This is a genomic window from Noviherbaspirillum suwonense, from assembly GCF_900182955.1.
GTDB classification, from domain to species: Bacteria; Pseudomonadota; Gammaproteobacteria; order Burkholderiales; family Burkholderiaceae_D; genus Noviherbaspirillum_A; species Noviherbaspirillum_A suwonense.
The window spans coordinates 48,337-73,379 of record NZ_FXUL01000002.1 but is presented as its reverse complement, the minus strand read 5'-3'; the positions used below and the strand labels follow the sequence as shown (position 1 = coordinate 73,379).

Annotated in this window: 23 protein-coding genes and 1 pseudogene; 5 read left to right on the top strand and 19 right to left on the bottom strand. The window is 64.7% G+C overall.

All coding sequences use genetic code 11. The annotated features are described in order from the left end of the window. The first annotated feature begins 255 nt into the window (after positions 1 to 255). Positions 256 to 822, top strand: coding sequence for a DUF3617 domain-containing protein (locus QOL82_RS03575; RefSeq protein ID WP_283440874.1), 567 nt, complete (start codon positions 256 to 258; stop codon positions 820 to 822). 132 nt (positions 823 to 954) lie between these two features. On the opposite strand, the gene QOL82_RS03570 is transcribed toward QOL82_RS03575, so the two are convergent. The 3 genes from QOL82_RS03570 to ppsA all read right to left on the bottom strand — a co-directional run bounded on the left by QOL82_RS03570 (position 955) and on the right by ppsA (position 4,969). Continuing rightward, positions 955 to 1,890, bottom strand: a complete 936-nt coding sequence (locus QOL82_RS03570) for an SPFH domain-containing protein (RefSeq protein WP_283440873.1) — start codon at positions 1,888 to 1,890, stop codon at positions 955 to 957. Between the two features lie 9 nt (positions 1,891 to 1,899). Beyond that, complete coding sequence (locus QOL82_RS03565) at positions 1,900 to 2,325, bottom strand: NfeD family protein (protein WP_283440872.1); 426 nt, start codon at positions 2,323 to 2,325, stop codon at positions 1,900 to 1,902. 214 nt (positions 2,326 to 2,539) lie between these two features. After that, the gene (gene ppsA / locus QOL82_RS03560) at positions 2,540 to 4,969 is read right to left on the bottom strand and encodes a phosphoenolpyruvate synthase (RefSeq protein WP_283440871.1); all 2,430 of its coding nucleotides are present in this window, start codon (positions 4,967 to 4,969) and stop codon (positions 2,540 to 2,542) included. Between the two features lie 163 nt (positions 4,970 to 5,132). On the opposite strand from ppsA, the gene ppsR reads away from it, so the two are divergent. The 3 genes from ppsR (at position 5,133) to QOL82_RS03545 (ending at position 8,124) form a co-directional block, all read left to right on the top strand. Then, positions 5,133 to 5,981 carry a posphoenolpyruvate synthetase regulatory kinase/phosphorylase PpsR gene (gene ppsR / locus QOL82_RS03555; protein WP_283440870.1) on the top strand — a complete coding sequence of 283 codons (849 nt, stop codon included), beginning with the start codon at positions 5,133 to 5,135 and terminating at the stop codon, positions 5,979 to 5,981. Between the two features lie 93 nt (positions 5,982 to 6,074). Continuing rightward, the gene (locus QOL82_RS03550) at positions 6,075 to 6,455 is read left to right on the top strand and encodes a hypothetical protein (protein WP_283440869.1); all 381 of its coding nucleotides are present in this window, start codon (positions 6,075 to 6,077) and stop codon (positions 6,453 to 6,455) included. A 100-nt stretch (positions 6,456 to 6,555) separates the two neighbouring features. Next, complete coding sequence (locus QOL82_RS03545; RefSeq protein WP_283440868.1) at positions 6,556 to 8,124, top strand: serine hydrolase; 1,569 nt, start codon at positions 6,556 to 6,558, stop codon at positions 8,122 to 8,124. 287 nt (positions 8,125 to 8,411) lie between these two features. Here the strand turns inward: QOL82_RS03545 and QOL82_RS03540 are convergent, their stop codons facing one another. From QOL82_RS03540 to rpsB, 16 genes are all read right to left on the bottom strand, one after another. Then, a complete protein-coding gene (locus QOL82_RS03540) occupies positions 8,412 to 9,242 on the bottom strand; it encodes a TrmH family RNA methyltransferase (protein ID WP_283440867.1) in 831 nt (276 codons plus the stop codon). After that, entirely contained in the window at positions 9,239 to 9,856 is a 618-nt protein-coding gene (gene rnhB / locus QOL82_RS03535; protein ID WP_283440866.1) for a ribonuclease HII, read from the bottom strand. The genes QOL82_RS03540 and rnhB overlap by 4 nt, the downstream gene beginning before the upstream one ends. After that, positions 9,856 to 11,025, bottom strand: coding sequence for a lipid-A-disaccharide synthase (gene lpxB / locus QOL82_RS03530; RefSeq protein WP_283440865.1), 1,170 nt, complete (start codon positions 11,023 to 11,025; stop codon positions 9,856 to 9,858). Before lpxB ends, rnhB begins: the two co-directional genes overlap by 1 nt. Beyond that, positions 11,009 to 11,800, bottom strand: coding sequence for an acyl-ACP--UDP-N-acetylglucosamine O-acyltransferase (lpxA, locus tag QOL82_RS03525; RefSeq protein WP_283440864.1), 792 nt, complete (start codon positions 11,798 to 11,800; stop codon positions 11,009 to 11,011). Before lpxA ends, lpxB begins: the two co-directional genes overlap by 17 nt. Further along, on the bottom strand, positions 11,800 to 12,270 hold the full coding sequence (fabZ, locus tag QOL82_RS03520) for a 3-hydroxyacyl-ACP dehydratase FabZ (RefSeq protein WP_283440863.1): 471 nt from the start codon (positions 12,268 to 12,270) through the stop codon (positions 11,800 to 11,802). The genes lpxA and fabZ overlap by 1 nt, the downstream gene beginning before the upstream one ends. An 11-nt stretch (positions 12,271 to 12,281) precedes the next feature. Then, the gene (lpxD, locus tag QOL82_RS03515; protein ID WP_283440862.1) at positions 12,282 to 13,343 is read right to left on the bottom strand and encodes a UDP-3-O-(3-hydroxymyristoyl)glucosamine N-acyltransferase; all 1,062 of its coding nucleotides are present in this window, start codon (positions 13,341 to 13,343) and stop codon (positions 12,282 to 12,284) included. A 14-nt stretch (positions 13,344 to 13,357) separates the two neighbouring features. Next, positions 13,358 to 13,834, bottom strand: coding sequence for an OmpH/Skp family outer membrane protein (locus QOL82_RS03510; protein ID WP_283440861.1), 477 nt, complete (start codon positions 13,832 to 13,834; stop codon positions 13,358 to 13,360). Between the two features lie 86 nt (positions 13,835 to 13,920). Continuing rightward, positions 13,921 to 16,251, bottom strand: coding sequence for an outer membrane protein assembly factor BamA (gene bamA / locus QOL82_RS03505; RefSeq protein ID WP_283440860.1), 2,331 nt, complete (start codon positions 16,249 to 16,251; stop codon positions 13,921 to 13,923). A gap of 106 nt (positions 16,252 to 16,357) precedes the next feature. After that, positions 16,358 to 17,725: an RIP metalloprotease RseP gene (gene rseP, locus QOL82_RS03500; protein WP_283440859.1), complete on the bottom strand. Its 1,368-nt coding sequence runs from the start codon at positions 17,723 to 17,725 to the stop codon at positions 16,358 to 16,360. Further along, positions 17,722 to 18,900, bottom strand: coding sequence for a 1-deoxy-D-xylulose-5-phosphate reductoisomerase (gene ispC, locus QOL82_RS03495; RefSeq protein ID WP_283440858.1), 1,179 nt, complete (start codon positions 18,898 to 18,900; stop codon positions 17,722 to 17,724). Before ispC ends, rseP begins: the two co-directional genes overlap by 4 nt. Positions 18,901 to 18,916: 16 nt before the next feature. After that, the gene (locus QOL82_RS03490) at positions 18,917 to 19,735 is read right to left on the bottom strand and encodes a phosphatidate cytidylyltransferase (protein ID WP_283440857.1); all 819 of its coding nucleotides are present in this window, start codon (positions 19,733 to 19,735) and stop codon (positions 18,917 to 18,919) included. Continuing rightward, positions 19,735 to 20,493 (bottom strand): polyprenyl diphosphate synthase, encoded by a 759-nt coding sequence (uppS, locus tag QOL82_RS03485; protein WP_283440856.1) that lies wholly within the window; start codon positions 20,491 to 20,493, stop codon positions 19,735 to 19,737. Before uppS ends, QOL82_RS03490 begins: the two co-directional genes overlap by 1 nt. An 84-nt stretch (positions 20,494 to 20,577) precedes the next feature. Further along, positions 20,578 to 21,138 (bottom strand): ribosome recycling factor, encoded by a 561-nt coding sequence (frr, locus tag QOL82_RS03480; protein ID WP_283440855.1) that lies wholly within the window; start codon positions 21,136 to 21,138, stop codon positions 20,578 to 20,580. 37 nt (positions 21,139 to 21,175) lie between these two features. Beyond that, entirely contained in the window at positions 21,176 to 21,892 is a 717-nt protein-coding gene (gene pyrH, locus QOL82_RS03475; protein WP_283440854.1) for a UMP kinase, read from the bottom strand. Between the two features lie 238 nt (positions 21,893 to 22,130). Continuing rightward, positions 22,131 to 23,012, bottom strand: coding sequence for a translation elongation factor Ts (gene tsf, locus QOL82_RS03470; RefSeq protein WP_283440853.1), 882 nt, complete (start codon positions 23,010 to 23,012; stop codon positions 22,131 to 22,133). 137 nt (positions 23,013 to 23,149) lie between these two features. Beyond that, positions 23,150 to 23,905 (bottom strand): 30S ribosomal protein S2, encoded by a 756-nt coding sequence (gene rpsB, locus QOL82_RS03465; protein ID WP_283440852.1) that lies wholly within the window; start codon positions 23,903 to 23,905, stop codon positions 23,150 to 23,152. Between the two features lie 304 nt (positions 23,906 to 24,209). Here rpsB and map point away from each other — a divergent pair. Further along, positions 24,210 to 25,043 (top strand): annotated as a pseudogene (gene map, locus QOL82_RS03460) (type I methionyl aminopeptidase); the annotation flags it as partial.

Sequence of the window (25,043 nt, the reverse complement as noted above, 5' to 3'; positions counted from 1 at the left end):
TAAATACTAGCATGGGCTTGTGTCCTGTTTGTATCAACAGTTCTAAACCAGCAACCATGTACGATGCGCGCAAACCCGCATGCCGAATCGCGAACCGGGCCCGGCGATACGCCCTCTCACACCGTGCCGAAGCCGCGGGAAATTCGCAAGCGGCGAAGCGTTGGGAACAGGGATAATCCCGCCATTCCCGGCCGATGCGGCGCGACCGCGGGCACAGCCGGATCGCCCGCCTGCAGCCGATAAACCGATGAACGCATGTCCGCCATGCGCAACGATCACCAGGAGTTTGCATTGTTACGTTTCACGACCTTGATCCTCAGCGCCGCACTCATTGCCAACCTGTCCCCGGCTGTCGCAGCCGACGTCGCGCCGCGCGCCGGGCTGTGGGAAATCAGCGCCACCAACGACCTGCTGGCGCTGGCGCCGCAAATACCGGCCGACCAGATGGAAAGGCTGCGCGGCCTGGCGCGGCAGCACGGCTTCGACATGCCCCGCATCGAAAACGGCGCAGCCAGTTCGCGGATCTGCATCACGCCCGAGATGGCCGCGCAGAACACCATGCCCGACCTGTACCAGCAGCAGTCGGGCTGCACAACCCGCAACGCGACGCGCAACGGCGCCCGCTACTCGATGGACATTAGCTGCAGCGGCGGCCAGGTGCGCGGCAACGGGCGCGCGGAAGGCATGCTAGAGAGCGCCGAGCGCTTCAGCGGCACCACCACTTTCAACGGCACCGTGCAGGGCAACCCGGTCAATGAAAAGGCGCAGACCAGCGGCCGCTGGATCAGCGCGAGCTGCGGCGGGCTGGGCGCGCCGCGTTAAACAGGCGCCCGGCCCGTAGCGCCGCCGGGCATCCCGCCTGGCGCGGCGGGCGGCAGCCGTTCCAACGCGGACGGATGCGCGGCGGCGAGGCGCTGCGTCAGGCCAGGGCCGGCCCAACGCGCCATGCGCATGCTACGGCGCCGGCGTCCGGGACTGCGACTTCACGATCTGCATTGCGCTGGCGATCATGCCGCCGAGGTTGCCGACGTCGCCCGGCACGATCAGCGAGTTGTTGGTCTTGGCCAGCTTGGAGAATGCCTCGACATAGCGCTCGGCGACCTTCAGGTTGACCGCGTCCAGGCCGCCCGGCTCGCGGATCGCCGCGCCGGTCTGGCGCAAGGCTTCGGCGGTCGCCGTCGCGATGGCGATGATGGCCGCCGCCTCGCCCTGCGCGCGGTTGATCGCGGCCTGCTTCTCGCCTTCGGAGCGGGCGATCGACGCCTCGCGTTCGCCGGTGGCGATATTGATCTGCTCCTGTTTGCGGCCTTCGGACGCGGCGATCAGCGCCCGCTTCTCGCGCTCGGCGGTAATCTGCGCCTGCATCGCATGCAGGATTTCCTTGGGCGGCGTCAGGTCCTTGATCTCGTAGCGCAGCACCTTCACGCCCCAGTTCGCCGCCGATTCATCGATCGCATTGACGATGGAGGTGTTGATGTGGTCACGCTCCTCGAACGTCTTGTCTAGCTCCATCTTGCCGATCACCGAGCGCAGCGTGGTCTGCGCAAGCTGGGTGATCGCGGCCACGTAGTTCGATGAGCCGTAGGACGCGCGCATCGGGTCGGTGACCTGGAAATACAGGATGCCGTCGACCTGCAGCTGCGTGTTGTCGCGCGTGATGCAGACCTGCGGCGGCACATCCAGCGGGATTTCCTTCAGGATGTGCTTGTACGCGACCCGGTCGATGAACGGCACCACGATATTGAGGCCCGGTCCGAGGATCGCATGGTACTTGCCCAGCCTTTCCACCACCCACGCATGCTGCTGCGGCACGACCTTGATGGTCTTGATCACGAACACGACGGCCAGGATGAAGAAAACGAGGGTCAGACTGCCAAGAGTGAGTTGCATGGTGCGCCCTTATTCCGGTTGGTTGCTGACGATTAAACGGCTGCCGCGGATCTCGCGGATGACGAACTCCCCGGGCCTGGCGACCGCGCCCGGCGCCAGGTCCACGTCCCACATTGCACCCCGGTACATCACGCGCGCCGTGTCGCGCCCGGCATGCCAGTGCGGCACATGCAGCGTCTGGCCGATGTCGAGGTTGATGTTGGGATCGTTGGCCGCATCGGCGCGCCGCGGGCGGCTGCGCCTGAGCAGCGCGGTCGCCGCGGCGCCGACTGCCGCGGCAGTAAGCAGCTGCACGGTCTCGGCGGCGCCGGCGAAGGCGACCAGCGCGCCGGCCAGCATGCCCAGCGCGATCATCAGAAGGTAGAACGTGCCGGAAAAGAGTTCCAGTATGGTCAATGCGCCGGCAAGCGCCAGCCACAGCATCCAGCTTGTCATCTTCTCTCCCCCTGCAGATATAAGAAGCCCCCGCGAACCATATGGTTGCAGGGGCATGAGAAAACAACGTGAAACTTTTTTGTTGGTTGTTATCCGGTCCAACTGCTGGCTAGTCTAACCACGGGGTTTATGAAAAGCAATATATTTCATGCGCCCTGTGGTTTATTTGACCGATTAACGGACAACTTTGGATCAATCCAGGCCCAGGCCCGGATTAACTCTTCAGCGCAGCCAGTTTCTGCCAGGTATCGATCACCGAATCCGGATTCAGCGACATCGACTCGATGCCCTCGTCCATCAGCCACGCCGCAAAGTCCGGGTGATCGGACGGCCCCTGGCCGCAGATGCCGACATACTTGCCCTTGGCGCGGCAGGCGCGGATGACCCGCGACAGCAAGGCCAGCACCGCCGGATCGCGCTCGTCGAAGTCGGCGGCCAGCAGCGCCATGCCGGAATCGCGGTCCAGGCCCAGGGTCAGCTGGGTCAGGTCGTTCGATCCGATCGAGAAGCCGTCGAAATGCTCGAGGAATTCATCGGCCAGGATGGCATTGGACGGCACCTCGCACATCATGATCAGCCGCAGGCCGTTTTCGCCGCGCACCAGGCCGTTCTTGGCCATCAGCGCGATGACTTTCTCGGCCTGCTTCAGCGTCCGCACGAACGGGACCATGATCTCGACATTGGTCAGCCCCATGTCCTCGCGCACCCGCTTCATCGCCTCGCATTCCATCTGGAACGATTCGGCGAAATCCTCGGCCAGGTAGCGCGCCGCGCCGCGGAAGCCCAGCATCGGGTTTTCCTCGTCCGGCTCGTAGCGCGAACCGCCGATCAGCTTCTTGTACTCGTTGGACTTGAAGTCCGACAGGCGCACGATGACCGGCTTCGGCCAGAATGCCGCACCAATGGTCGCGACGCCTTCGGCCAGCTTGTCCACGTAGAACGCGCGCGGCGATGCATGGCCGCGGGCCACCGACTCGACCGCCTTCTTCAGCGACGGGTCGATGTTCGGATATTCCAGGATGGCTTTCGGATGGACGCCGATATTGTTGTTGATGATGAACTCGAGCCGCGCCAGGCCGACGCCGGCATTCGGCACCGACTGGAAGTCGAAGGCCAGTTGCGGATTGCCGACGTTGAGCGTGATCTTCACCGGGATTTCCGGCAGTTCGCCGCGCATGACTTCGGTGACTTCCGTCTCCAGCAGGCCGTCGTAGATATGGCCCTCGTCGCCCTCGGCGCAGGAAACGGTGACCAGCGTGCCATCCTTCAGCACGTCGGTCGCGTCGCCGCAGCCGACGACCGCCGGCACGCCCAGTTCACGGGCGATGATCGCCGCGTGGCAGGTGCGGCCGCCGCGGTTGGTCACGATCGCGGAAGCGCGCTTCATCACCGGCTCCCAGTTCGGGTCGGTCATGTCGGCCACCAGTACGTCGCCCGGCTGCACGCGTTCCATTTCCGACGGGTCGGTGATCACGCGGACAGGGCCGGCGCCGATCTTCTGGCCGATGGCGCGGCCGGTTGCCAGCACCACGCTGCTGCCCTTGAGCTTGTAGCGCTGCTGCACGTCGGTCGCCTTCTGCTGCGACTTCACGGTTTCCGGACGCGCCTGCAGGATGTACAGCTTGCCGTCGCGGCCGTCCTTGCCCCACTCGATGTCCATCGGGCGGCCATAGTGGTTCTCGATGATGACAGCGTATTTCGCCAGCTCGACGATTTCCTCGTCGTTCAGCGAGTAACGGTTCCGCATTTCGATGGGCACGTCGACGGTCTGCACCGAGCGGCCGGCCTTCGCCTCGCCAGTGAATTCCATCTTGATCATCTTCGAGCCGATGTTGCGGCGGATGATGGGAAGCTTGCCCTGTGCGAGCATCGGCTTGTGGACGTAAAACTCGTCCGGATTGACCGCGCCCTGCACAACGGTCTCGCCCAGGCCGTAGCTGGACGTGATGAAGACCACGTCGCGGAAGCCGGACTCGGTGTCCATCGTGAACATGACGCCGGCGGCGCCGACGTCGGAGCGGACCATGCGCTGCACGCCGGCCGACAGCGCGACTTCCGCATGCGTGAAGCCCTTGTGAACCCGGTAGGAAATGGCGCGGTCGTTATAGAGCGACGCGAAGACGTGCTTCATCGCCTCGAGGATGTTGTCGATGCCGACGACGTTCAGGAAGGTTTCCTGCTGGCCGGCGAACGACGCATCCGGCAAGTCTTCGGCGGTTGCCGACGAACGCACCGCGAAAGACATCTCCGCGGTCGAATCGGCGACCAGGCGCTTGTAGAACTCGGTGATTTCCTGCTGCAGCCGGGACTGGAACGGCGTTTCGATGATCCACTGGCGGATTTCCGCGCCGGCGACAGCCAGCGAGCGGACGTCATCGATGTTCAACCCGGACAGCCGTTCTTCGATACGCTGCGCGAGCGACATCCCGCCGACTTCGCTATGCGCGAGGAAATCGCGAAAAGCTTGTGCGGTCGTCGCAAAACCGGTCGGCACACGAACGCCGGCGCCAGCGAGCTGGCTGATCATCTCGCCGAGCGACGCATTCTTGCCGCCGACCGAGTCGACGTCGGTCATTCTTAATTCTTCAAACGATGCTACGTAGGTGGCCTCCGGGGAGACCCCATTGCTTGCTGCATTGGACATGACAACCTCTGGTTTGATGGGAAATCGGGGCGTGCGCCGTCGCATCGTGGGGTTTTTGGTATTCTTCTGCAGATGCGGCCGGTATTCATCCGCCGCATTTTACAGGTGCATTTTAATTTTTGCCTTGCCCTATCGACAATTCACCATTCCAATCAAACTTCCCATGCGCGACATCGTCTCTCCCCACCTTCCGGCAGCCGAACGCACGGTCTTCTTCGTCTCCGACGGCACCGGCATCACGGCCGAGACATTCGGGCACTCGGTGCTGACCCAGTTCGAGCTGCGCTTCCGCCAGATCCGGCTCCCATTCATCGACACCCTGGAAAAGGCGTATGACGCGGTGCGCCGGATTAACGAGTCCTGCGTCGCCGACGGCAAGCGGCCCATTGTCTTCTCGACGCTGGTCAAGGCCGACCTGTCGGCCGTGGTGCGGCGCTCCAGCGGCATGCACATGGACCTGATCCACACCTTCGTCGAACCGCTGGAGCAGGAACTGGGCATCAAGTCCAGCCATACCATCGGCCGCAGCCACAATATCGCCGACTCCGACGAATACAAGAACCGGATCGAGGCGATCAATTTCTCGCTGGCACACGACGACGGCCAGTCCGACAAGAACCTGGCGCTGGCCGACGTGATCCTGGTGGGCGTGTCGCGCTCCGGCAAGACGCCGACCAGCCTGTACCTGGCGATGCAGTACGGCATCAAGGCGGCGAATTACCCGCTGATTCCGGAAGATTTCCAGCGCGGCAAGCTGCCGGGCAACCTGACCCAGTTCAGGAACAAGATTTTCGGCCTGTCGATCACGCCGGAACGGCTGGCCGAGGTGCGCAACGAGCGTCGCCCGGGCAGCAAGTACGCGGCGCTCGAAAACTGCCGCTACGAAGTCAACGAGGCGGAATCGATGATGCGGCGCGAGGGAATACGCTGGATGTCGTCCACCGTCAAATCGATCGAGGAGATCGCGACCATGATCCTGCAGGAAATCCGCCTGGATAAACGCGCCTACTGACCGCTCGTTCCAGCCAGTTTGCACGCCATGCGCGCTCGCGCAATTTCCCGGCGCGGATTTCCTCTACCATGGAAGTCGACGTCTGGAGGCGGTATGGACATCGTGTTGATTGAACTGGTGCTGTGGGCTGGCCTGATTTTTTTCCTGTGGGTATTGAAAGATACGCTGGGCAATTTCGAGTCGGAGATCGACCGGGCGGCGCCCAGCAAGGCCGGCGCGAGCCGAAAGCCGGGCGCGGCGCGCCCCGAGCGGCTGTACGACCCGATCGGCAGCTACGGCGGGACCACGATCTTCCGCTACGCGGTGATCGACGGCGAAACCTACGAGTTCGACTACGCCAGCGGCGGCGGCCCGGGCATCAGCCTCCGGCCGAACCAGCGCTATGTCTCCCCCGGCCTGATCTACTCGGCGCCGGCGCCGCCACCCTCGCCGCCCGTGCCGGCGCCGCATGACCGCGGCCCCGACCTGCCCTGACCCACGCTGGAACAAGCTGGCGATTTGCTCCACCCAGCCTTGACGTTTCTTTCGTCGACGTCCCTTTCGAATGACGAAAGTCCAGGCCTGGAGCATCACCATGCAATCTTTTTCATCCACCCGCCGGCGCATGCTGCTGGCAGCGCCCGGCATGCTGCTGTTTTCCTGCGGCGGCCGCTACAACCAGTCTTCCCTGAACGAATCCCAGCTGCAGGCAGCGGTAGGCAAGCTCAACGCCTACGCCGCCAAGTCAATGGCCAGCTCGGGCGTGCCCGGCATGGCCATCGCCGTCGTTTATCGCGACCAGGTGCTGCACCTGAAGGGCTATGGCATCCGCAAGGCCGGCCGGCGCGAAGCGGTCGACAGCGACACGGTGTTCCAGCTGGCGTCGGTCTCCAAGCCGATCGCCTCGACCGTGATGGCCGCGCTTGCCGGCCGCGGCCTCATTCACTGGGATGATGCGATCAGCCGCCACGACCGCACATTCCGGCTAAGCGATCCCGACGCCACCCGCCTGCTCACGCTGCGCGACCTGTTCTGCCACCGCTCCGGCCTCGCTGGCCATGCCGGCGACCTGCTCGAAGATATCGGCTATGAACGCAGCGAAATTGTGCGACGGCTCAGGTACCTCCCCATCGACGGCCGCTTCCGCAGGCAGTACGCCTATACCAATTTCGGCCTGAGCGCCGCCGCCTTCGCCGCCTCCGCTGCCGCCGGCGCGTCCTGGGAAGACCTGGCCGGCCGCTACCTGTTCGAAGCCGCCGGCATGCGCACCGCAAGCTACCGGCATGCCGACTTCCTCGCACGGGAAAACCGCGCGGCGCTCCACGTCGAGGTAAACGGCCGCTTTGCCGCCCGTTATGAACGCAACGCGGACGCGCAGTCGCCGGCAGGCGGCGCCAGCGCCAGCGTCGCCGACCTGGCCCGCTGGCTGCAGCTGCACCTGAACCAGGGCGTGCTCGATGGACAGCTCCTGCTGCCGGCCGCGGCACTTGCGGAAACCAGGACTGAACAGATCGAGACGGCGTCGGCTGCCGACTCGCCCAGCGGCCGGGCCGAGTATTACGGGCTTGGCTGGATTTCCAACCAGGACGCGCAGGGACGCCGGCGCAACAGCCACTCCGGCGCCTTTGCACTGGGCGCATCGACCTGCGTCCAGCTGGCGCCCGACCAGCAGCTCGGCATCGTGGTGCTGACGAATGGCGCACCGGTGGGCCTGCCGGAAGCAGTCGCGACCACTTTCATGGAAAACGCGCTGGATGGCAGGGTCTCGAAGGACTGGTTCACGCTCTTCAGCAATGGCGTGCGGGCCGCGATGGCAGCGGAATTCAAGGGCCCGACCGACTACAGCGTGCCGCCTGCCCAGCCGTTTCCGGCCCGTGCGGCCAGTGCCTACACCGGCCGCTACACCCAGCCTTATTACGGCGAAATCCGGGTGCAGGGTAATGGCGGCGGCCTGGCGCTGCTGCTGGGCCCGCAACGGGTCGCCTATCCGATGCGCCACTGGAGCGGCGACCGCTTCGTGTTCCAGCCCGCCGGCGAAAACGCGGTTGAAACCAGCGGGATCATTTTCGACGCAGGGGCCGACGGTGGCGGCCGTGCGGCGCGGGTTCGCATTGAATACCTGGACCAGAACGGGGAAGGCGACTTCGTGCGCGCGGATGGCTGAGCGTCAAAAGGCGCAATGAAAAACCGTAGGGTGTAATAAGCGGAGCGCATTACACCATTCGTCATGAACAGGGGAAGGTCGTTGATTGGCCATTGGTGTAATGCGCTTTGCTTATTACACCCTACAAGCCACGCTGGGAAATCGTCACCCTCAATCCCATCCGGTACCTTATGTCTTGGGATTGGTATGAGGCGCGCTTTGAGATTAATCGTCAGGCGTCTTCCGTAGCGCATTCAGCCAGCGGTATCACCGGCGGCAACCGGATCCACCAGCCGCCGCACCGTCGTTCAGCGCGGGCGGCCTTGCGCCGATGCCCGCGCGACCGCGGCCGCATCCGCCGTCCGCTGCCGCACCTGCTCGAACAGGCAGACCGCCGCGCTGGCGGCGACGTTCAGCGACTCCATCTCGCCCAGGTGCGGAATCGCCAGCCGCTGGGTCGCAAGCGCCAGCAGGTCGGCCGAGACGCCCTGCCCTTCATGCCCGAACAGCCAGGCCACCGGCTGGCGCAGGTCGACGTCGTACAGGCTCGCATCGGCATGGGAGCTGGTCGCCAGCACCGGGATGCTGGCCGAAGCGATGAGCGCCGCCAGGTCGGCCTGCTCGTGGATCTCCAGCCCGAAATGCGCGCCCATCCCGGCTCGCAGCACCTTGGGCGACCAGGCGAATGCGGTGCCGGGACTGCAATACACCGCCGCGACGCCGGCGGCAGCCGCGCTGCGCAATATGGAGCCGACATTACCCGGATCCTGCAGGTTGTCGAGCAGCACCGCGCTTGTCTCCAACCTGCCCGCGGCCTGCACCTGCGGCGTGTCGATCACGAACAGCAGGTCGATGCCATGCTCGACCTGGCTCAGCGCATGAAACAGCGCGTCCGGCATGACGATGCGCTGCGTCGCGGCGCAGCGCTCCAGCACCGCCGCGACTTCGGGATTGGCCTGCGCGCTTTCGCCGACCACGCACAACGGCGGCAAGCCGCGCTGGGACAGGTAGGCGCTGCACAGGTGCACGCCGTCGAGCAGCGTTCGCTGCGCCCGGCGCCGCGCCTGCGAACTCGTCGCCAGGTGCTTCAGCTCCTTGTACAGCGGATTGTCGCGCGAAGAAATCGCCTTGAGGCTCATGGCGCGCGGTCCAGCAGCGCCCGCACCGGCGCATAAGAACGGCGATGCACCGGCGAGACGCCGTGCTGCTGCAGCCGTTCCAGGTGCAGCGCGGTCGGATAGCCCTTGTGCTGGTCGAAGCCGTATTGCGGATAGGTCGCGTGCAGGTCCACGAGCACCGCGTCGCGCCCGGTCTTGGCCAGGATGGACGCAGCCGAAATCGCGTCCACCAGGTCGTCGCCGCCGACGATGGACAGGCAGCGCACCGCCGCCGGCGGGCAGCGGTTGCCATCGATCAGCGCCAGCGTCGGCTGGTGCCGCAGGCCCTCGATGGCCCGCCGCATCGCCAGCATGGTCGCGTGGAGGATGTTGAGTTCGTCGATTTCGGACTCGCAGCATTGCGACACCGACCAGGCCAGCGCATCGCGCCGGATCAGCGCCGCCAGCGCGTCGCGGCGGGCGGCGCTCAGTTTCTTGGAGTCGCGCAGGCCGGGTATCGGCCGCGCAGGGTCGAGGATGACGGCGGCCGCGAACACCGGGCCGGCCAGCGGCCCGCGTCCCGCCTCGTCGACGCCGCAAATGATTTCTCCCGCATGGTCATCCAGCGCGAGCGTCACTTTGCCTGTGGTCTTCATTACAAACGTCCCTGTCTGGCGGCGATCATGTCGAGTACGGCCTGCGCGCTCACGCGCGCGGTGTCCCGCAGCAGCGCATGATGCATCTCGGTAAAACGCTGGGTCAGCCGGCGGCGCCCGCTGGCGTCTTCCAGCTGCCGCCACAGCGCGTCGGCAATCGCTTCCGGCGTCGCCGCATGCTGCAGCAGTTCAGGCACCAGGAACTCGCGGGCCAGGATGTTCGGCAGGCCCACCCACGGCTGGTAGCCCATGTGCCGCATCAGCTGCCAGGAAGCAGCCAGCATTTTATAGGCAATCACCATCGGCTTCTTGAACAGCGCCACTTCCAGCGTGGCGGTGCCGGACGCGACCAGCACCGCGTCGGCGGCGGCCATCGCGGTGTGCGACTGGCCGTCGATGATCTGCAGCGGCACGTCGGACAGGCCGGCATCGGCCAGCAGGCTTTCAAAGTAACGGCGCTGGCCCTCGCCGGCCATGGGCGCGACGAATCGCATGCCGGGCTCCCGCGCGGCCAGCAGCCGCGCGGCGCCGACAAAGGCGACGCTGTTGTACTTGAGCTCGGACATCCGGCTGCCCGGCAGGATCGCGACGACTGCCGCCGTTCCTTCCAGTCCCAGCGCGGCGCGGGCCGCCGCCACGTCCGGCTGTATCGGTATCACTTCGGCCAGCGGGTGGCCGACATAGGTCGCCGGTATGCCGGCGCTGCGGTAGATCGCTTCCTCGAACGGGAACACCACCAGCATGTGGGACACCGCGCGCGCAATTTTCTTGATGCGGCCGCGGCGCCAGGCCCAGATCGACGGGCTGATGAAATGCATGGTGGGAATGCCGGCCTCTTTCAGCCGCGCTTCCAGACCGAGATTGAAGTCGGGCGCATCGACGCCGATAAAGGCGGCGGGCCTTTCCTCCAGCAGCCGGGCGCACAGCGCATTCTGTATGCCCTTGATTTCACGGTAGTGCGCAAGCACTTCGAACAGGCCGCGCACCGCCAGTTTTTCCATCGGCCAGTCGCTGACGAAGCCGTACTCGGCCATGCGCTTGCCGCCGATGCCATGCAGGCGGGCCTGCGGACGCAGCGGACGCAGGCCCGACAGCAGGCGCGCCGCGAGCAGGTCGCCGGACGGTTCTCCGGCCACCAGCGCGATCGCCAGCTCAGCGGACGATGCCACGGGATGCGTTGTCCAGGAAGTCGCGGAGGCTGACCAGGTGGGCGGCGGCCTTGCCCTGCAGGCCGGCCTGCTGCTCCGCCAGCGCGGTCCGGGCTTCTTCCAGCGTCAGTCCCGACTTGTAGATGAGCTTGTAGGCGCTGCGCAGCGCCGCGATTTCATCGGCCGCGAAGCCGCGCCGCTTCAGGCCCTCGATGTTGAGGCCGCGCGCGGCAATGGGGATGCCAGCGGCCAGGATGAACGGCGGCACGTCCTGCGACAGGCTGGCGTTCATGCCGACGAACGCGTGTTCGCCGATCTTGCAGAACTGGTGGACCGCGGCGAAGCCGCTCATGATCACCCAGTCGCCGACGTGGACATGGCCGGCCAGCGTCGCGTTATTGGAAAAGATCGTGTTGCTGCCCACCTGGCAGTCATGGGCGATGTGCACGTAGGCCAGGATCCAGTTGTCATTGCCCAGCCGGGTCACGCCGGCGTCCTGCACGGTGCCGAGGTTCAGGCTGCAGAATTCCCGTATCGTGTTGCGGTCGCCGATTTCCAGCCGCGTCGGCTCGCCGCCATACTTCTTGTCCTGCGGCGCGGCGCCCAGCGAGCAGAACTGGTAAATCAGGTTGTCGCGCCCTATCGTCGTGTCGCCCTCGATCACCACGTGCGAGGCAATGCGGCTGCCGGCGCCGATGCGCACCTTCGGACCGATGACGCAGTACGGGCCGACCGACACCGACGCGTCGAGTTCGGCCCCGGCGTCCACCAGCGCGGTCGGGTGTATCAGGGCCATTATTGTCCCGCGGGCTGGCTGGCGTCTGTGCTGCTGCGCATCGTGCACATCAGTTCGGCTTCCAGCGCGACCTCGCCGTCGACCAGGCCGCGCGACTTGAACTTGTAGATGCCGCGCGACGAACGGATGATTTCCACTTCCATCCGCAGCTGGTCGCCGGGGCCGACCGGGCGCTTGAAGCGCGCCGCGTCGATGCCGACGAAATAGACGACCGACGTGCTGTCGGGCTTCCTGCCCATCGTCAGGAAAGCCAGCAGCGCGGCCGACTGCGCCAGCGCTTCGATCATCAGCACGCCCGGCATCACCGGCTTGTGCGGGAAATGGCCGTTGAAATATTCCTCGTTGGCGGTCACGTTCTTGATCGCGACGATGGATTTGCCCAGTTCGTAATCCAGCACCCGGTCGACCAGCAGCAGCGGATAACGGTGTGGCAGGTATTCCTTGATCTGGTTGATGTCCAGGGTGTTCATGGTGATTTCTTTCAGTTTTCTTTTTTATTCTGGGCGTTGAGGACCGCAACGGTCTTCTCGAGTTCGCGCAGCCTGCTGCGCATCGTGCCTAGATTGCGGACAATGGCCGCGGATTTTTCCCACTCGGCGTTGGTGGCCAGCGGGTAGAAGCCGGTGTACTGGCCAGCCTGAGGTATCGACCGGCTGACCATGCTGCCCGAGGAAATATGCACATGGTCCGCGATCGTCAGGTGCCCAAGCACCATCGCGGCGCCGCCGAAGGTACAGTACTTGCCGATAATGGCGCTGCCGGCCACGCCAACGCAGCCCGCCATCGCGGTATGCGCGCCGATCCGGCAGTTGTGGCCGATCTGTATCTGGTTGTCGAGCTTGACGCCGTCCTCGATGACGGTATCGGCCAGCGCGCCGCGGTCGATGGTCGTGTTGGCCCCGATCTCGACATCCACGCCGATCACCACGCGTCCGGTCTGCGGAATCTTGATCCACGCGCCGTCCTCATTGGCGAAGCCGAAACCGTCGGCGCCGATGACCGCGCCGGAATGCACGATGCCACGCTCGCCGATCACGCAGGCCGCGTGGAAGCAGACATGCGCATGAAAATGCGTGTCGTCGCCGACCACTGCGTCGCGGCCGATGAAGCTGCCGCTGTCGATCACGCAGCGCTCGCCGACGACCGCGCCGGCCTCGACCGTCACGTGCGGGCCGATGACGGCGCTGGCCGCGACACGCGCGGCCGGATCGACCGCGGCGGTCGCATGGATGCCCGGCGTCCGCGGCAGCGCCGACTGGGACGCGAACCACTGGGCGGCCCGGGCGAAATATGCATAGGGACGGTCCACCAGGATGCGCGCGCCGGCATACTGGCTGCCGAGCCGCTCGCTGTCTTCCCTGGTCAGGATCATCGCCGCGGCCTCGCTGGCCGCGGCCTGCGCGCGCAGCCGGGGATTGGACAGGAAGCTGACATGGGCGCTGCCGGCCGCGTCCAGCGGCGCAATGCCGCTGACTTCCCGCTCCGGGTCGCCGACCAGGTCGCCGCCCAGATGCGCGACGAGCTGCCGCAACTGTATTGCCATGGGTCGGACGCCGCTTATTTGTTCAGCGCCTTGAGCACCTTGTCGGTGATGTCGATGCGCGGGCTGATGTAGACAGCCTCCTGAAACACGATGTCGTATTTCTCGGCTTCGGCGATCTGCTTGATCACCCGGTTGGTGCGTTCAAGGACGGTGGCCAGCTCTTCGTTGCGACGCTGGTTCAGGTCTTCGCGGAACTCGCGCTGGCGGCGCTGGAAGTCCTTGTCGAGGTCGCCCAGCTCGCGCTGGCGGCGGCCGCGGTCGACTTCCGACAATACCGGCGCATCCTTGTCGAGCTTGTCGGCCATGCTTTTCAGCCGGGCGCCCATGTCCTGCAATTCCTTGTCGCGCTTGGAAAATTCCTGTTCGATCTTGGCGTTCGCGGTCTTGGCGGGCGCCGCTTCGCGGAAGATCCGCTCGGTGCTGACGAAGCCGACCTTGACTTCCTGGGCCTGCGCCGAACCGGCGAAGAGCATGGATGCGGTCAACAGCATGGCGCAACGTGCTGCGAGGGAATGTTTTGGTGAAAACTTCAAGTGGTTTCTCCGCATTTCAAAAGTCACATTATGCCTGCTTCGCATCAGAAGCCGGTGCCCAGCTGAAACTGGAACGGTTGGGTGCGATCGGCGTCCTTTGCATTCAGCGCCTTGCCGAAGCTCAGCTTCAGAGGGCCGATAGGCGAAACCCAGCTGATGCCTATGCCGGCCGATGCGCGCATGTTGGCGACGCTGATCTTCTCGCCTGCGACGGTATTGAAGACGTTGCCGGCGTCGACGAAGGTGAACCAGCGCAAGCTGCGGTCGACGCCGGTGCCGGGGAACGGGAATTGCAATTCGGCGTTCAGGATCAGGCGCGCATTGCCGCCGGTGATGTCGACGTCCTGCACCGGGTTGACGGACAGCGACGACCCTTCGTAGCCGCGCACCGAGCCGATGCCGCCGGCATAGAAATTCTTGAACACCGGATAAGGACGCCCGCCGAACGAGCGGCCGTAATCGATTTCGCCGTTCAGCGCGAGCGTCGACGTGGTGAGGAAAGGCTTGAAGTACTGGTGCTGGTACGTCGCGCGGTAATAACGCAGGTCGCCCAGCGTCGACAGCTCGAAGTTGGCGCGCTGGTAGCGGCCGGTCGTCGGGATCAATGCGCTGTCGCGGCTGTCGCGTTGCCACGCCACCGTGAACGGGAAGGACGTGGTCAGCGCCGTCGAGCCGTCGCCGAAGTCGTTTGCATACTGGCGGTAGACCAGCGGGCTGGTCGAGTCCACGTCGACCTCGGTGCGCTCCACGCCGACGCCGAAGAACACCGTGTCGACTTCCGAGAACGGCACGCCGAAACGCACGTTGCCGCCCAGCGTGCGGACGCGGTAGTCGCCGGTGTTGACCAGCGGCGGCCGCGTGGTGCGGACGAACGCCTCGTAACTGCGGCTGATGCCGTCGTCGGTGAAATAGGGATTGGTCTGCGACAGCGCGATGGTGCGGTTCCGCTTGCTGGTGTTGACATCCAGCCCGATCGTGTTGCCGCTGCCGAATGCGTTCGCCTGCTGGATCGAGCCGGTCAGCGTGACCTTCTCGCTGCTCGAAAATCCCGCGCCCAGCGCGATCGCGCCGGTCGGCTTCTCGACGATGTTCATGTTCAGGTCGACCTGGTCGGTCGTGCCCTGGACTTCCGGCGTCTCGACATTGACCTCGGTGAAATAGCCGAGGCGGTCGACGCGGTCGCGCGACAGCTTGATCTTCGACGCGTCGTACCAGGAGCTTTCCAGCTGGCGCATTTCACGGCGGATCACTTCGTCGCGGGTACGCGTGTTGCCGCCGATGTTGATGCGGCGGACATAGACGCGCTTGCCCGGATCGATCAGGATCGTGAACGCGACTTCCTTCTTCTCGCGGTTGATCTGCGGGTTGGCATTGACGTTGGCGAACGCGTAGCCGAAATTGCCGAGGCGCTCGGAGATCTTCTTGGTGGTCTCGGTCAGCTTGGCGCCCGAATACACGTCGCCCGGCTTGAGCGTCACCAGCTGGCTCAATTCGTCCTCGCGGCCGAACATCTCGCCTTCCAGCTTCACGTCGGACACCGAGTACTTGTCGCCTTCGGTGATGTTGATGGTGACGTAGATGTCCTTGCGGTCCGGCGTGATCGACACCTGGGTCGACTCGACCTGCATTTCGAGATAGCCGCGGTTCAGGTAGAACGACTTCAGCGCCTCGATGTCGCCGGTCAGCTTCTGCTTCGAATACTGGTCGGACTTGGTGTACCAGCTGAACCAGCCCGGCGTGCTCAGCTTGATCTGGTCGCGCAGTTCCTTCTCGGAGTAAGCCTTGTTGCCGACGATGTTGATCTGGCGGATCCGGGACACGTCGCCCTCGTCCACCGCGAAATTGATGTTGACCCGGTTGCGCTCGATCGGCGTGACCGTGGTCGTGATCTGGACGCCGTACAGGCCGCGCGACAGGTACTGCCGCTTCAGTTCCTGCTCGGCGCGGTCCAGCAGCGCCTTGTCATAGATGCGGGATTCGCCCAGGCCGATTTCCTTCAGCGCCTTGGTCAGCGTGTCCTTGTCGAACTCCTTGGTGCCGCTGAACTCGACGGCGCCGATTGCCGGCCGCTCCTCGACGGTCACGACCAGCACGTCGCCCTCGGCCTCGACCCGGACGTCCTTGAAAAAGCCGGTCGCGTACAACGCCTTGATCGCCGACGCGCCCTTGTCGTCGGTGAATGTGTCGCCAACCTTGACCGGCAGGTAGTTGAACACGGTGCCGGCTTCAGTGCGCTGTATGCCTTCCACGCGGATGTCGCGCACCGTGAACGGCTCGACTGCAAGGGCGGACCCGGTGCAGAGTGCGAAGGCGGCGGCGGCAATCAGGCGACGGGAATAAAGAGGCAGGAGAGTACGCTCTGAATGTAATTTCATTGGCTGTTGTTGTGGTTTAGCTGATTGAACTGCCCGGACGGACATGAGCACGCCGGAGCAGACTGAGCCGGACCGGGGCAGTGACCCCGAGGCCGCGAACGTGGCCTCAGGAGATGAGCCGGACTATGTCGTTGAAGACTGCCACCATCATCAGGGTCATCAGGATGCCGATGCCGGCCCGCTGTGCCAGTTCGCCAAAGCGTGGGGGAACGGGACGCCCGGTCAAAACTTCCAGCGAATAATACAGCAAAAGACCCCCATCCAACACCGGTATCGGCAGCAAATTCATGACCCCCAGACTGATGCTGATGAACGCGATAAAGCTCAGGTAACTGACCCATCCGATGCGCGCGGTCTGGCCCGCATAATCGGCAATCGTGATCGGTCCGGTAATGTTTTTCAGCGACGCTTCGCCGATCAGCATCCGGCCCAGCATGCGCAGCGTCATCACGCTGGTGTCCCAGGTTTTCTGTGCGCCGCGCGCAATCGCGGTCAGCGGCGGCGCGCTGGCGGTGACCATCTCCGGGGACATCGCCACTTCGGCCTGGATGCGGCCGGTCGCCCCGCCGCTGGCCTCGACCCGCTGCGGCACCACGGTGATGTCCAGCGGCTGGCCGTCGCGCTGCACCGACACGACCAGCGCCTTTCCGGGCGCGGCCTTGATCATGTCGACGAACATGCCGCCGTCCGTCACCGGCTTGCCGTCGATGGCGCGTATCAGGTCGCCGCTGCGCAGCCCGGCGCGGGCGGCCGGACCGTCCGGCGTCAGCGCGCCCAGCGTGGCGGGCGGGCGCGCCAGATCGATGCCCAGGCGCGGCATGAAGTCGGTTTCGAGTTCCGAGGCCGACAGCGTGTTGGTCGGCAGGGTCGCGCTGAAACGGCTGACGCCGCCCGCGGCGGACGGGTCGGGCCGCTCGACGTCGATGCGGGCAGGCGCACGGTTCACGGCCGACTGCAGCAGCGTCCAGCGCAGGTCCGACCAGAGCTGCACCGGCTCGCCGTTGACCGCGGTGACGAGTTCGCCGCCGCGCAGGCCGGCGTCGTAGGCGGCGCTGTTCTGCGGCACCGCCCGCAGGCGCGGCGCCGGCTCGGGTATGCCATGCATGAAGAGGCCGGCAAACACCAGGATGGCCAGGATGAAGTTGGCGAGCGGCCCGGCGGCGACGATGGCGATGCGTTTCCACACCGACTGCACCGTGTATTCACGCTTCAGGTCGGCGGCGGACACGTCGGCCATGTTGCCTTCGCGGGCGTCGAGCATCTTGACGTAGCCGCCCAGGGGCAGCAGCGAGACCGCCCATTCGGTCTGGTCCGGCCCGAAGCGGCGCGACCAGACGATCTTGCCCATGCCGACCGAGAAGCGCAGCACCTTGACATTGCACCAGCGGGCAACCCAGTAGTGGCCCAGCTCGTGCACCACGACCAGCACGCCGAGGACGACGATGAACGCAAGCAGCGTCTGCAGCAGCATCATGATTTGAGGTACTCCCGCGCGGCTTCGCGTGCGCGCCGGTCCTGCTCGAGCAATCCGGCCATTTCCGTTACGGGTTCGTGCGGGACAGTGTCCATCACCCGGGCAATGAGCTGATCTATCATGCGAAATCCGATCTGGCGATTAAGGAAGGCGTCGACGGCGACCTCGTTGGCGGCGTTCATCAGCGCCGGCGCGGAGCCCCCTGCCTGCAACGCATCATACGCGAGTTTCAAACAGGGAAACCGCTGCAGGTCGGGACGCTCGAAACGCAGGTGGGCGATGGCGGTCAGGTCCAGCGGCGCGACGCCGGAGGCGATGCGCTCCGGGTAGGCCAACGCATGCGCGATCGGCGTGCGCATGTCCGGATTGCCGAGCTGCGCCAGCACCGAGCCGTCGACGTAGGACACCATCGAATGGATCACGCTTTGTGGATGGATCAGCACCTCGATCTGCGCCGCCGACGCGCCGAACAGCCATGCGGCTTCGATTACTTCCAGTCCCTTGTTCATCATGGTCGCGGAATCGACCGAGATCTTGCGGCCCATGACCCAGTTCGGATGCGCGACCGCCTCTTCCGGCGTCACGCTGTCAAGCGTGTCGGCGGCGCGGGCCAGGAACGGCCCGCCCGACGCGGTTAGCAGGATCTTGGCGATGCCGTGGCCGTCGGCGCCGGTGCCGCGGGTGAAATCGTGCGGCAGGCACTGGAAGATCGCATTATGTTCGCTGTCGATCGGCAGCAGCGTCGCGCCGCTGTCGGCAACCGCCGTCATGAACAGCTGGCCGGACATGACCAGCGCTTCCTTGTTCGCCAACAAGACCTTCTTGCCTGCCTGCGCCGCCGCCAGCGACGGCGCTAGGCCGGCCGCGCCGACGATGGCGGCCATTACCGTGTCGCAGCGGCTGTCCGACGCCACCTGACAGAGCGCGGCCTCGCCCCACAGCACCTCGGTCGGGACGCCTGCCCGCCTGAGCATGGCGGCCAGCTCGGACGCGCCGGCGGCGCTGCCGGTCACGGCGACTTCGGGCCGGAAGCGCTCGCATTGCGCGGCGAGTTCGGCGATGCGGGTGTGTGCGGTCAGCGCGAAGACCCGGTAGCGGTCCGGGTGCCGCGAAATGACGTCGAGCGTGGAGACGCCGATCGAGCCGGTGGCGCCCAGGATAGTGATGTTTTGCATTGAAACGATTCCAGCCCTAGAGGCGGTAGGCAATCAGCGTGGCGAGGGGCAGCACCGGGATCAGCGCGTCGATGCGGTCGAGCACGCCGCCATGGCCGGGCAGCAGGCTGCTGCTGTCCTTCATGCCGGCGCGGCGCTTCAGCATGGACTCGAACAGGTCGCCGGCCACGCTGGCGGCGCATACCAGCAGCATCACCGCGATCAGGCCGCCCCAGCCGAGGCTGCTCTGCACGTGCGTGGCGAAAGTATCCTGCAGCGCCGGCCAGAACACGCTTGCCGATGTCAGCACGAGGACGGCGATGGCGCCGCCGATCGCGCCTTCCCATGACTTGCCGGGAGAGATCGAGGGGGCCAGCTTGCGCTTGCCGAAGGCCTTGCCGGCGAAATAGGCGCCGATGTCGGCGATCCAGACGATCGCCATCACCGACAGCAGGTACAGCGGCGAATGCAGGTACAGCGCGGAAATGGCGACGAAGCAGCCGAGCACGGCGGTGCCGTAGACCACCGAGACCAGCGTGTTGGCAAAGCTGCCCAGCGGCGGCAGGCCCAGGCCCAGCGCCGGCGCGAGCCGGATCGCCCAGATCGCCACGCACAGCATGCTGAACGGATAGGCGGCATCCAGCGGATGCCGCACCAGCAGGAACAGCAGGATCGCGCTCCATATGACGGCGCTGAGCACCGGCATGCGGCCCTTGAACAGCCGCGCGCTTTCCCATTGCGCGGCGCCGAAAAAGATGACGAGCACCAGCTTGAACAGCAGCACCGAGCCGGTCCAGACCACGCCCAGCAGCACCGCAAGCAGGATGAGCGCGGTAATTACCCGGGTCCGCAGCATCAGGAGGCTTTCTTGGATTCGACCAGCTGCGCGCTGGTGCGGCCGAAGCGGCGTTCGCGCTGCTGGTAGGACAGGATGGCCTCGGCCAGCGATGCGCCGGTGAAGTCGGGCCAGTAGGTTTCGGTGAAATACATTTCGGTATAGGCGAGCTGCCAGAGCATGAAGTTGGAAATGCGCTGCTCGCCGCCGGTGCGGATGAACAGGTCGGGCTCGGGCGCGTAGGCCATCGCCAGGTGCGGCGCCAGCTGTTCCTCGCTGAAATCGGTGGCGCCGGGATGCGCGGCGACCATCTTGCCGACGGCCTGCATCACGTCCCAGCGGCCGCCGTAGTTCGCGCAGATGTTGAGCGTCAGCCGGGTATTGTTGGCAGTGCGACGTTCGGCATTGGCAATCATCTGCTGCAGCTTGGGATCGAAGCGGGACAGGTCGCCCACGACCTTCAGCCGGATGCTGTTGACATGCATCTTCGTGATTTCACGCTCCAGCGCGGTCATGAAGAGCCGCATCAGCACCGACACCTCTTCCGCCGGACGCCGCCAGTTTTCCGAGCTGAATGCAAACAGCGTCAGGAATTCGACCCCGCGCTCGACGCAGGCCTCGACCACGTCGCGCACCCGTTCGACGCCCTTCGCATGGCCGGCAACGCGCGGCAGGAAACGCCGGGTCGCCCACCGGCCATTGCCATCCATGATGATGGCGATGTGCCGGGGAACGGCGCTTACCTCGGGGACGTCTTTGGTCGAACTCGGTTGCATCATTGCTTGCTTTTCAATTGGAATTGCCAGGTGTTAAGTTATGACGATCAATGTGCGATTGTCAAACTAAGAATGCGAGGCACCTGATCAAACCGTCAGCACTTCCTTTTCTTTCTCTGCAACCAGCTTGTCGATCTCGGCCACGAAGCGGTCGGTCAGCTTCTGCACATCGTCCTGCGCACGGCGCTCGTCGTCTTCCGAAATCGCCTTGTCCTTGAGCAGCTTCTTCAGCCCCTCGTTGGCGTCGCGGCGGATGTTGCGCACGGCGATCTTCGCATCCTCGGCTTCGGTCTTGACCAGCTTGACCATTTCCTTGCGGCGCTCTTCGGTCAGCGGCGGCGTCGGGACGCGGATTATTTCGCCCTGGGTCGCCGGGTTGAGGCCCAGGTCGGACTCGCGGATCGCCTTCTCGATGGCGCCCACCATTTTCTTTTCCCAAGGCTGCACGCCTATGGTGCGGGCGTCGATCAGGGTGATGTTCGCGACCTGGCTCAGCTGGGTCGGGTTGCCGTAGTAATCGACTTTGACATGATCGAGGATGCCGGCGTGGGCACGGCCGGTGCGGACCTTGGCCAGGTCCGCCTTCAGCGTCTCGATCGACTTGTTCATCTTCTGTTCTGTGGTTTTCTTGACGTCGGCGACAGTCATGCTGCTCTCCTTTTATTACCGTTTTTGGGAGTTCGTTTCAAACGTGGACCAGGGTGCCTTCGTCCTCGCCCATCACGATGCGGGACAGCGCGCCGGGCTTGACGATGGAAAATACCCTGATCGGAAGCTTCTGGTCGCGGCACAGCGCAAAGGCGGTGGCGTCCATGACCTGCAGGTGCTGCGAGATTGCATCATCGAAGCTGATGCTCGCATAACGGGTGGCCGTCGGGTCCTTGTTCGGGTCGGCGCTGTAGACGCCGTCAACCTTGGTTGCCTTCAAGACAACTTCGGCGCCAATTTCGGAGCCGCGCAACGCGGCGGCGGTGTCCGTGGTGAAGAATGGATTGCCGGTGCCCGCGGCAAAGATGACGACCTTTCCCTCTTCCAGGTATTGCAGCGCCTTTGGGCGCACATAGGGCTCGACTACCTGTTCGATGCTGATCGCCGACATCACGCGGGCGACCATGCCGAACTGGCGCATCGCATCGGCCAGGGCCAGCGAGTTCATCACGGTGGCCAGCATGCCCATGTAGTCGGCGGTGGCGCGGTCCATGCCCTGCGCACCGGGGGCGACGCCGCGGAAGATATTGCCGCCGCCGATGACGATGGCCAGTTCGACGCCCATTTTGACGACTTCGGAGACGTCGGCCACCATGCGCTCGATGGTGGCGCGGTTGATGCCGTAGGAATCGTCGCCCATCAGGGCTTCACCGGAAAGCTTGAGGAGGACGCGCTTGTACGCTGGTTGGGTCATGAAGGAGGCTCCTAGTGATGGTCCGGTCTTGCTGGCTGTCTGCCAGCCCGGAATGCTGCTTTATACCCATTCCGGGACATAACGCGCGACGGCGTCGCGCCGCTTCCGCATGGAAAGTTATGGGCTGGAATGGCTATCAGGTCCGACATTTTACAGCGGCGAAGCAACGGTCCGGGCGCGGGCTGGCGGCCGTCGGCCGCCGCACCCTAAAAAAACGGGCCTTTCGGCCCGCTGTCGATTACGCCTGCTTGGCCGCTGCCACCTGGGCAGCCACTTCCGCGGCAAAGTCGTCCTGCTTCTTCTCGATGCCTTCGCCGACGATGAACATCACGAAAGACTTGATCGTGGTGTTGTTGGCCTTCAGCATCTGCTCGACGGTCTGCTTGTCGTTCTTCACGAACGGCTGGTTCAGCAGCGACACTTCCTTCAGGAATTTCTGCACCGAACCCTCGACCATCTTGGTGGCGATGTCCGCCGGCTTGCCCGACTCGGCAGCCTTCAGCGTCGCGACCGAGCGCTCGCGCTCGATCAGCTCGGCCGGCACGGCGTCGGACGACAGCGACACCGGCTTCATCGCGGCGATGTGCATCGCGACGTCCTTGGCGACCTGCTCCTGCTCGCCTTCGTACTCGACCATCACGCCGATGCGGGTGCCGTGCAGGTAGGAAACCAGCTTGGTGCCGTTGTCGAAGCGCTTGAAGCGGCGGAACGACATGTTCTCGCCGATGCGGCCCACCAGCGTGGTGCGCTGCTGTTCCAGCGTCTGGCCGTCCAGGTCCAGCGCACCCAGTGCGGCGATGTCGGCCGGGTTGCCTTCGGCGACCAGGCGGGCTGCGTCCGATGCCAGCTTCAGGAAGTCGTCGTTCTTGGTGACGAAGTCGGTTTCGCAGTTGACTTCGATCAGCGCGCCGACGTTGCCCTTGATGTACGCGGCAACCACGCCTTCGGCGGTCACGCGGGAAGATGCCTTGGATGCCTTGCTGCCGAGCTTGACGCGCAGGATCTCTTCGGCCTTGACCGGGTCGCCGCCGGCTTCGGTCAGCGCCTTCTTGCATTCCATCATCGGCGCGTCCGTCTTCGCGCGCAGTTCGCCTACCATCGCTGCAGTAATTGTGGCCATCTTGTTCTCCTAGCTGGTCGGCCGCCCTCGTGGACGGCCGGAATCGAAATTAGTGTGGATTTGGCTCGAAAAAAAGGGGCGAACCGCTGTTGCCCCTTTTTTTCGCGCCCGCGGCCTTGGCAGCGGGCAGAGGCAGATTACGCCTGCTCGTTGACTTCGACGAATTCGTCGCCGCCGGCGTTGGCCTGGAGGGATTCCACCAGGTCGTTGGTTGCGCTGTTGCGGCCTTCGAGGATCGCATCGGCGACGCCGCGCGCATACAGCGCGATGGCTTTCGACGAGTCGTCATTGCCTGGAATGACGTAGGCGACGCCGTCCGGCGAGTGGTTGGTGTCGACCACGCCGATGACCGGGATGCCCAGCTTGGCGGCTTCGGTGATGGCGCCCTTGTGGTAGCCGACGTCGATGACGAAGATTGCGTCAGGCACGCCGCCCATGTCCTTGATGCCGCCGATGGACTTTTGCAGCTTTTCCATTTCGCGGGCGAACATCAGGCCTTCCTTCTTCGACAGCTTCTCGACCGAGCCGTCTTCGATCTGGCCTTCCATTTCCTTCAGGCGCTTGATCGAGGTCTTGATTGTCTTGAAGTTGGTCAGCATGCCGCCGAGCCAGCGCTGGTCGACGTAAGGCACGCCGGCGCGCTGGGCTTCCTGCGCGACCAGGTCGCGGGCCTGGCGCTTGGTGCCGACCATCAGGATGGTGCCGCGGTTGGCCGACAGCTTGCGGATGTAGTTCATCGCCTCGTTGTACTTCGCGAGGGTGACTTCCAGGTTGACGATATGAATCTTGTTGCGGTGACCGAAGATGTACGGCGCCATCTTGGGGTTCCAGAAACGGGTTTGGTGGCCGAAATGGATACCGGCTTCCAGCATTTCACGCATGGTGACTGACATGTTTGCTCCAGGGTTGGGTCTGGAATCCGGCCAGTGACCCCGGCATGCTATGCAGGGGCACCCTTTTGGGCCGGATTCGCGATTTAAAAAGTTGTTCGCCTGACTATCGTGCCGCCGCCACCGCCGCTGGGGCTGCTGCCGGTATACAAGGCAATCAAGCTAACCCGAGATTCTACCCTATCTGGGCTGACGGGTTCAAGTGCGGCTGCCGGCGCGCCCGGCGAAGCGACTGCGGCTCGACTATAATTACCGCTCGTCTATCCTGTGTACCCCGTGCCGCTAGCGGCATACCTCTTCCGAATACGCTCCGACCATGTCAATCTCGATCAAGTCCGATGAGGATATCCGCGGCATGCGCATCGCCGGCCGCCTGGCCGCCGAAGTCCTCGACTACATCACGCCCTTCGTCAAGCCCGGCGTCACCACGGCAGAACTCGACCGCCTCTGCCACGAATACATGACGAATGTGCAGGACAGCATCCCGGCGCCGCTCAATTACTGCCCGCCCGGCTACACCCCGTATCCGAAGGCCGTCTGCACGTCGGTCAACGACGTGATCTGCCACGGCATACCGGGCGACAAGGCGCTGAAGAACGGCGACGCGGTGAACATCGACGTCACCATCATCAAGGACGGCTACCACGGCGACACCAGCCGGATGTTCTATGCCGGCCAGCCGTCCATCCTCGCCAAGCGCCTGGGCGACATCACCTACGAATGCATGTGGCTGGGCATCTCGAAGATCCGCCCCGGCGCCCACCTGGGCGACATCGGCTACGTGATCCAGCAGCATGCGGAAAAGGCCGGCTACAGCGTGGTCCGCGAATTCTGCGGCCATGGCATCGGCAAGGTCTTCCACGAGGAGCCGCAGGTGCTGCATTACGGCCGTCCCGGCACGCTGGAAAAGCTCGAGGCCGGCATGATCTTCACGGTGGAGCCGATGATTAACGCCGGCCGCCGCGAGATCCGCGAGATGGGCGACGGCTGGACCATACGCACCAAGGACCGCAGCCTGTCCGCGCAGTGGGAGCACACGGTGCTGGTCACCGAGACCGGATACGAGGTGCTGACCGTCTCGCCGGGCATGCCGCCGCCGCCGGCCTTCATCAAGCCTGCCGGACAGACCGAGACGGCCTGA

What these genes read in the sequence shown, in the direction of transcription:
- QOL82_RS03550 (WP_283440869.1), top strand. Translation starts at nt 6,075, where the DNA reads ATGGACATCGTGTTGATTGAACTGGTGCTGTGGGCTGGCCTGATTTTT.
- frr (WP_283440855.1), bottom strand. Translation starts at nt 21,138, where the DNA reads ATGACTGTCGCCGACGTCAAGAAAACCACAGAACAGAAGATGAACAAG.
- lpxA (WP_283440864.1), bottom strand. Translation starts at nt 11,800, where the DNA reads ATGGCCCTGATACACCCGACCGCGCTGGTGGACGCCGGGGCCGAACTC.
- rpsB (WP_283440852.1), bottom strand. Translation starts at nt 23,905, where the DNA reads ATGTCAGTCACCATGCGTGAAATGCTGGAAGCCGGTATCCATTTCGGC.
- QOL82_RS03490 (WP_283440857.1), bottom strand. Translation starts at nt 19,735, where the DNA reads ATGCTGCGGACCCGGGTAATTACCGCGCTCATCCTGCTTGCGGTGCTG.
- QOL82_RS03570 (WP_283440873.1), bottom strand. Translation starts at nt 1,890, where the DNA reads ATGCAACTCACTCTTGGCAGTCTGACCCTCGTTTTCTTCATCCTGGCC.
- fabZ (WP_283440863.1), bottom strand. Translation starts at nt 12,270, where the DNA reads ATGAACACCCTGGACATCAACCAGATCAAGGAATACCTGCCACACCGT.
- uppS (WP_283440856.1), bottom strand. Translation starts at nt 20,493, where the DNA reads ATGATGCAACCGAGTTCGACCAAAGACGTCCCCGAGGTAAGCGCCGTT.
- QOL82_RS03540 (WP_283440867.1), bottom strand. Translation starts at nt 9,242, where the DNA reads ATGAGCCTCAAGGCGATTTCTTCGCGCGACAATCCGCTGTACAAGGAG.
- tsf (WP_283440853.1), bottom strand. Translation starts at nt 23,012, where the DNA reads ATGGCCACAATTACTGCAGCGATGGTAGGCGAACTGCGCGCGAAGACG.
- QOL82_RS03565 (WP_283440872.1), bottom strand. Translation starts at nt 2,325, where the DNA reads ATGACAAGCTGGATGCTGTGGCTGGCGCTTGCCGGCGCATTGACCATA.
- QOL82_RS03575 (WP_283440874.1), top strand. Translation starts at nt 256, where the DNA reads ATGTCCGCCATGCGCAACGATCACCAGGAGTTTGCATTGTTACGTTTC.
- ppsA (WP_283440871.1), bottom strand. Translation starts at nt 4,969, where the DNA reads ATGTCCAATGCAGCAAGCAATGGGGTCTCCCCGGAGGCCACCTACGTA.
- QOL82_RS03510 (WP_283440861.1), bottom strand. Translation starts at nt 13,834, where the DNA reads ATGCTGTTGACCGCATCCATGCTCTTCGCCGGTTCGGCGCAGGCCCAG.
- QOL82_RS03545 (WP_283440868.1), top strand. Translation starts at nt 6,556, where the DNA reads ATGCAATCTTTTTCATCCACCCGCCGGCGCATGCTGCTGGCAGCGCCC.
- ispC (WP_283440858.1), bottom strand. Translation starts at nt 18,900, where the DNA reads ATGCAAAACATCACTATCCTGGGCGCCACCGGCTCGATCGGCGTCTCC.
- rnhB (WP_283440866.1), bottom strand. Translation starts at nt 9,856, where the DNA reads ATGAAGACCACAGGCAAAGTGACGCTCGCGCTGGATGACCATGCGGGA.
- rseP (WP_283440859.1), bottom strand. Translation starts at nt 17,725, where the DNA reads ATGATGCTGCTGCAGACGCTGCTTGCGTTCATCGTCGTCCTCGGCGTG.
- ppsR (WP_283440870.1), top strand. Translation starts at nt 5,133, where the DNA reads ATGCGCGACATCGTCTCTCCCCACCTTCCGGCAGCCGAACGCACGGTC.
- bamA (WP_283440860.1), bottom strand. Translation starts at nt 16,251, where the DNA reads ATGAAATTACATTCAGAGCGTACTCTCCTGCCTCTTTATTCCCGTCGC.
- lpxD (WP_283440862.1), bottom strand. Translation starts at nt 13,343, where the DNA reads ATGGCAATACAGTTGCGGCAGCTCGTCGCGCATCTGGGCGGCGACCTG.
- pyrH (WP_283440854.1), bottom strand. Translation starts at nt 21,892, where the DNA reads ATGACCCAACCAGCGTACAAGCGCGTCCTCCTCAAGCTTTCCGGTGAA.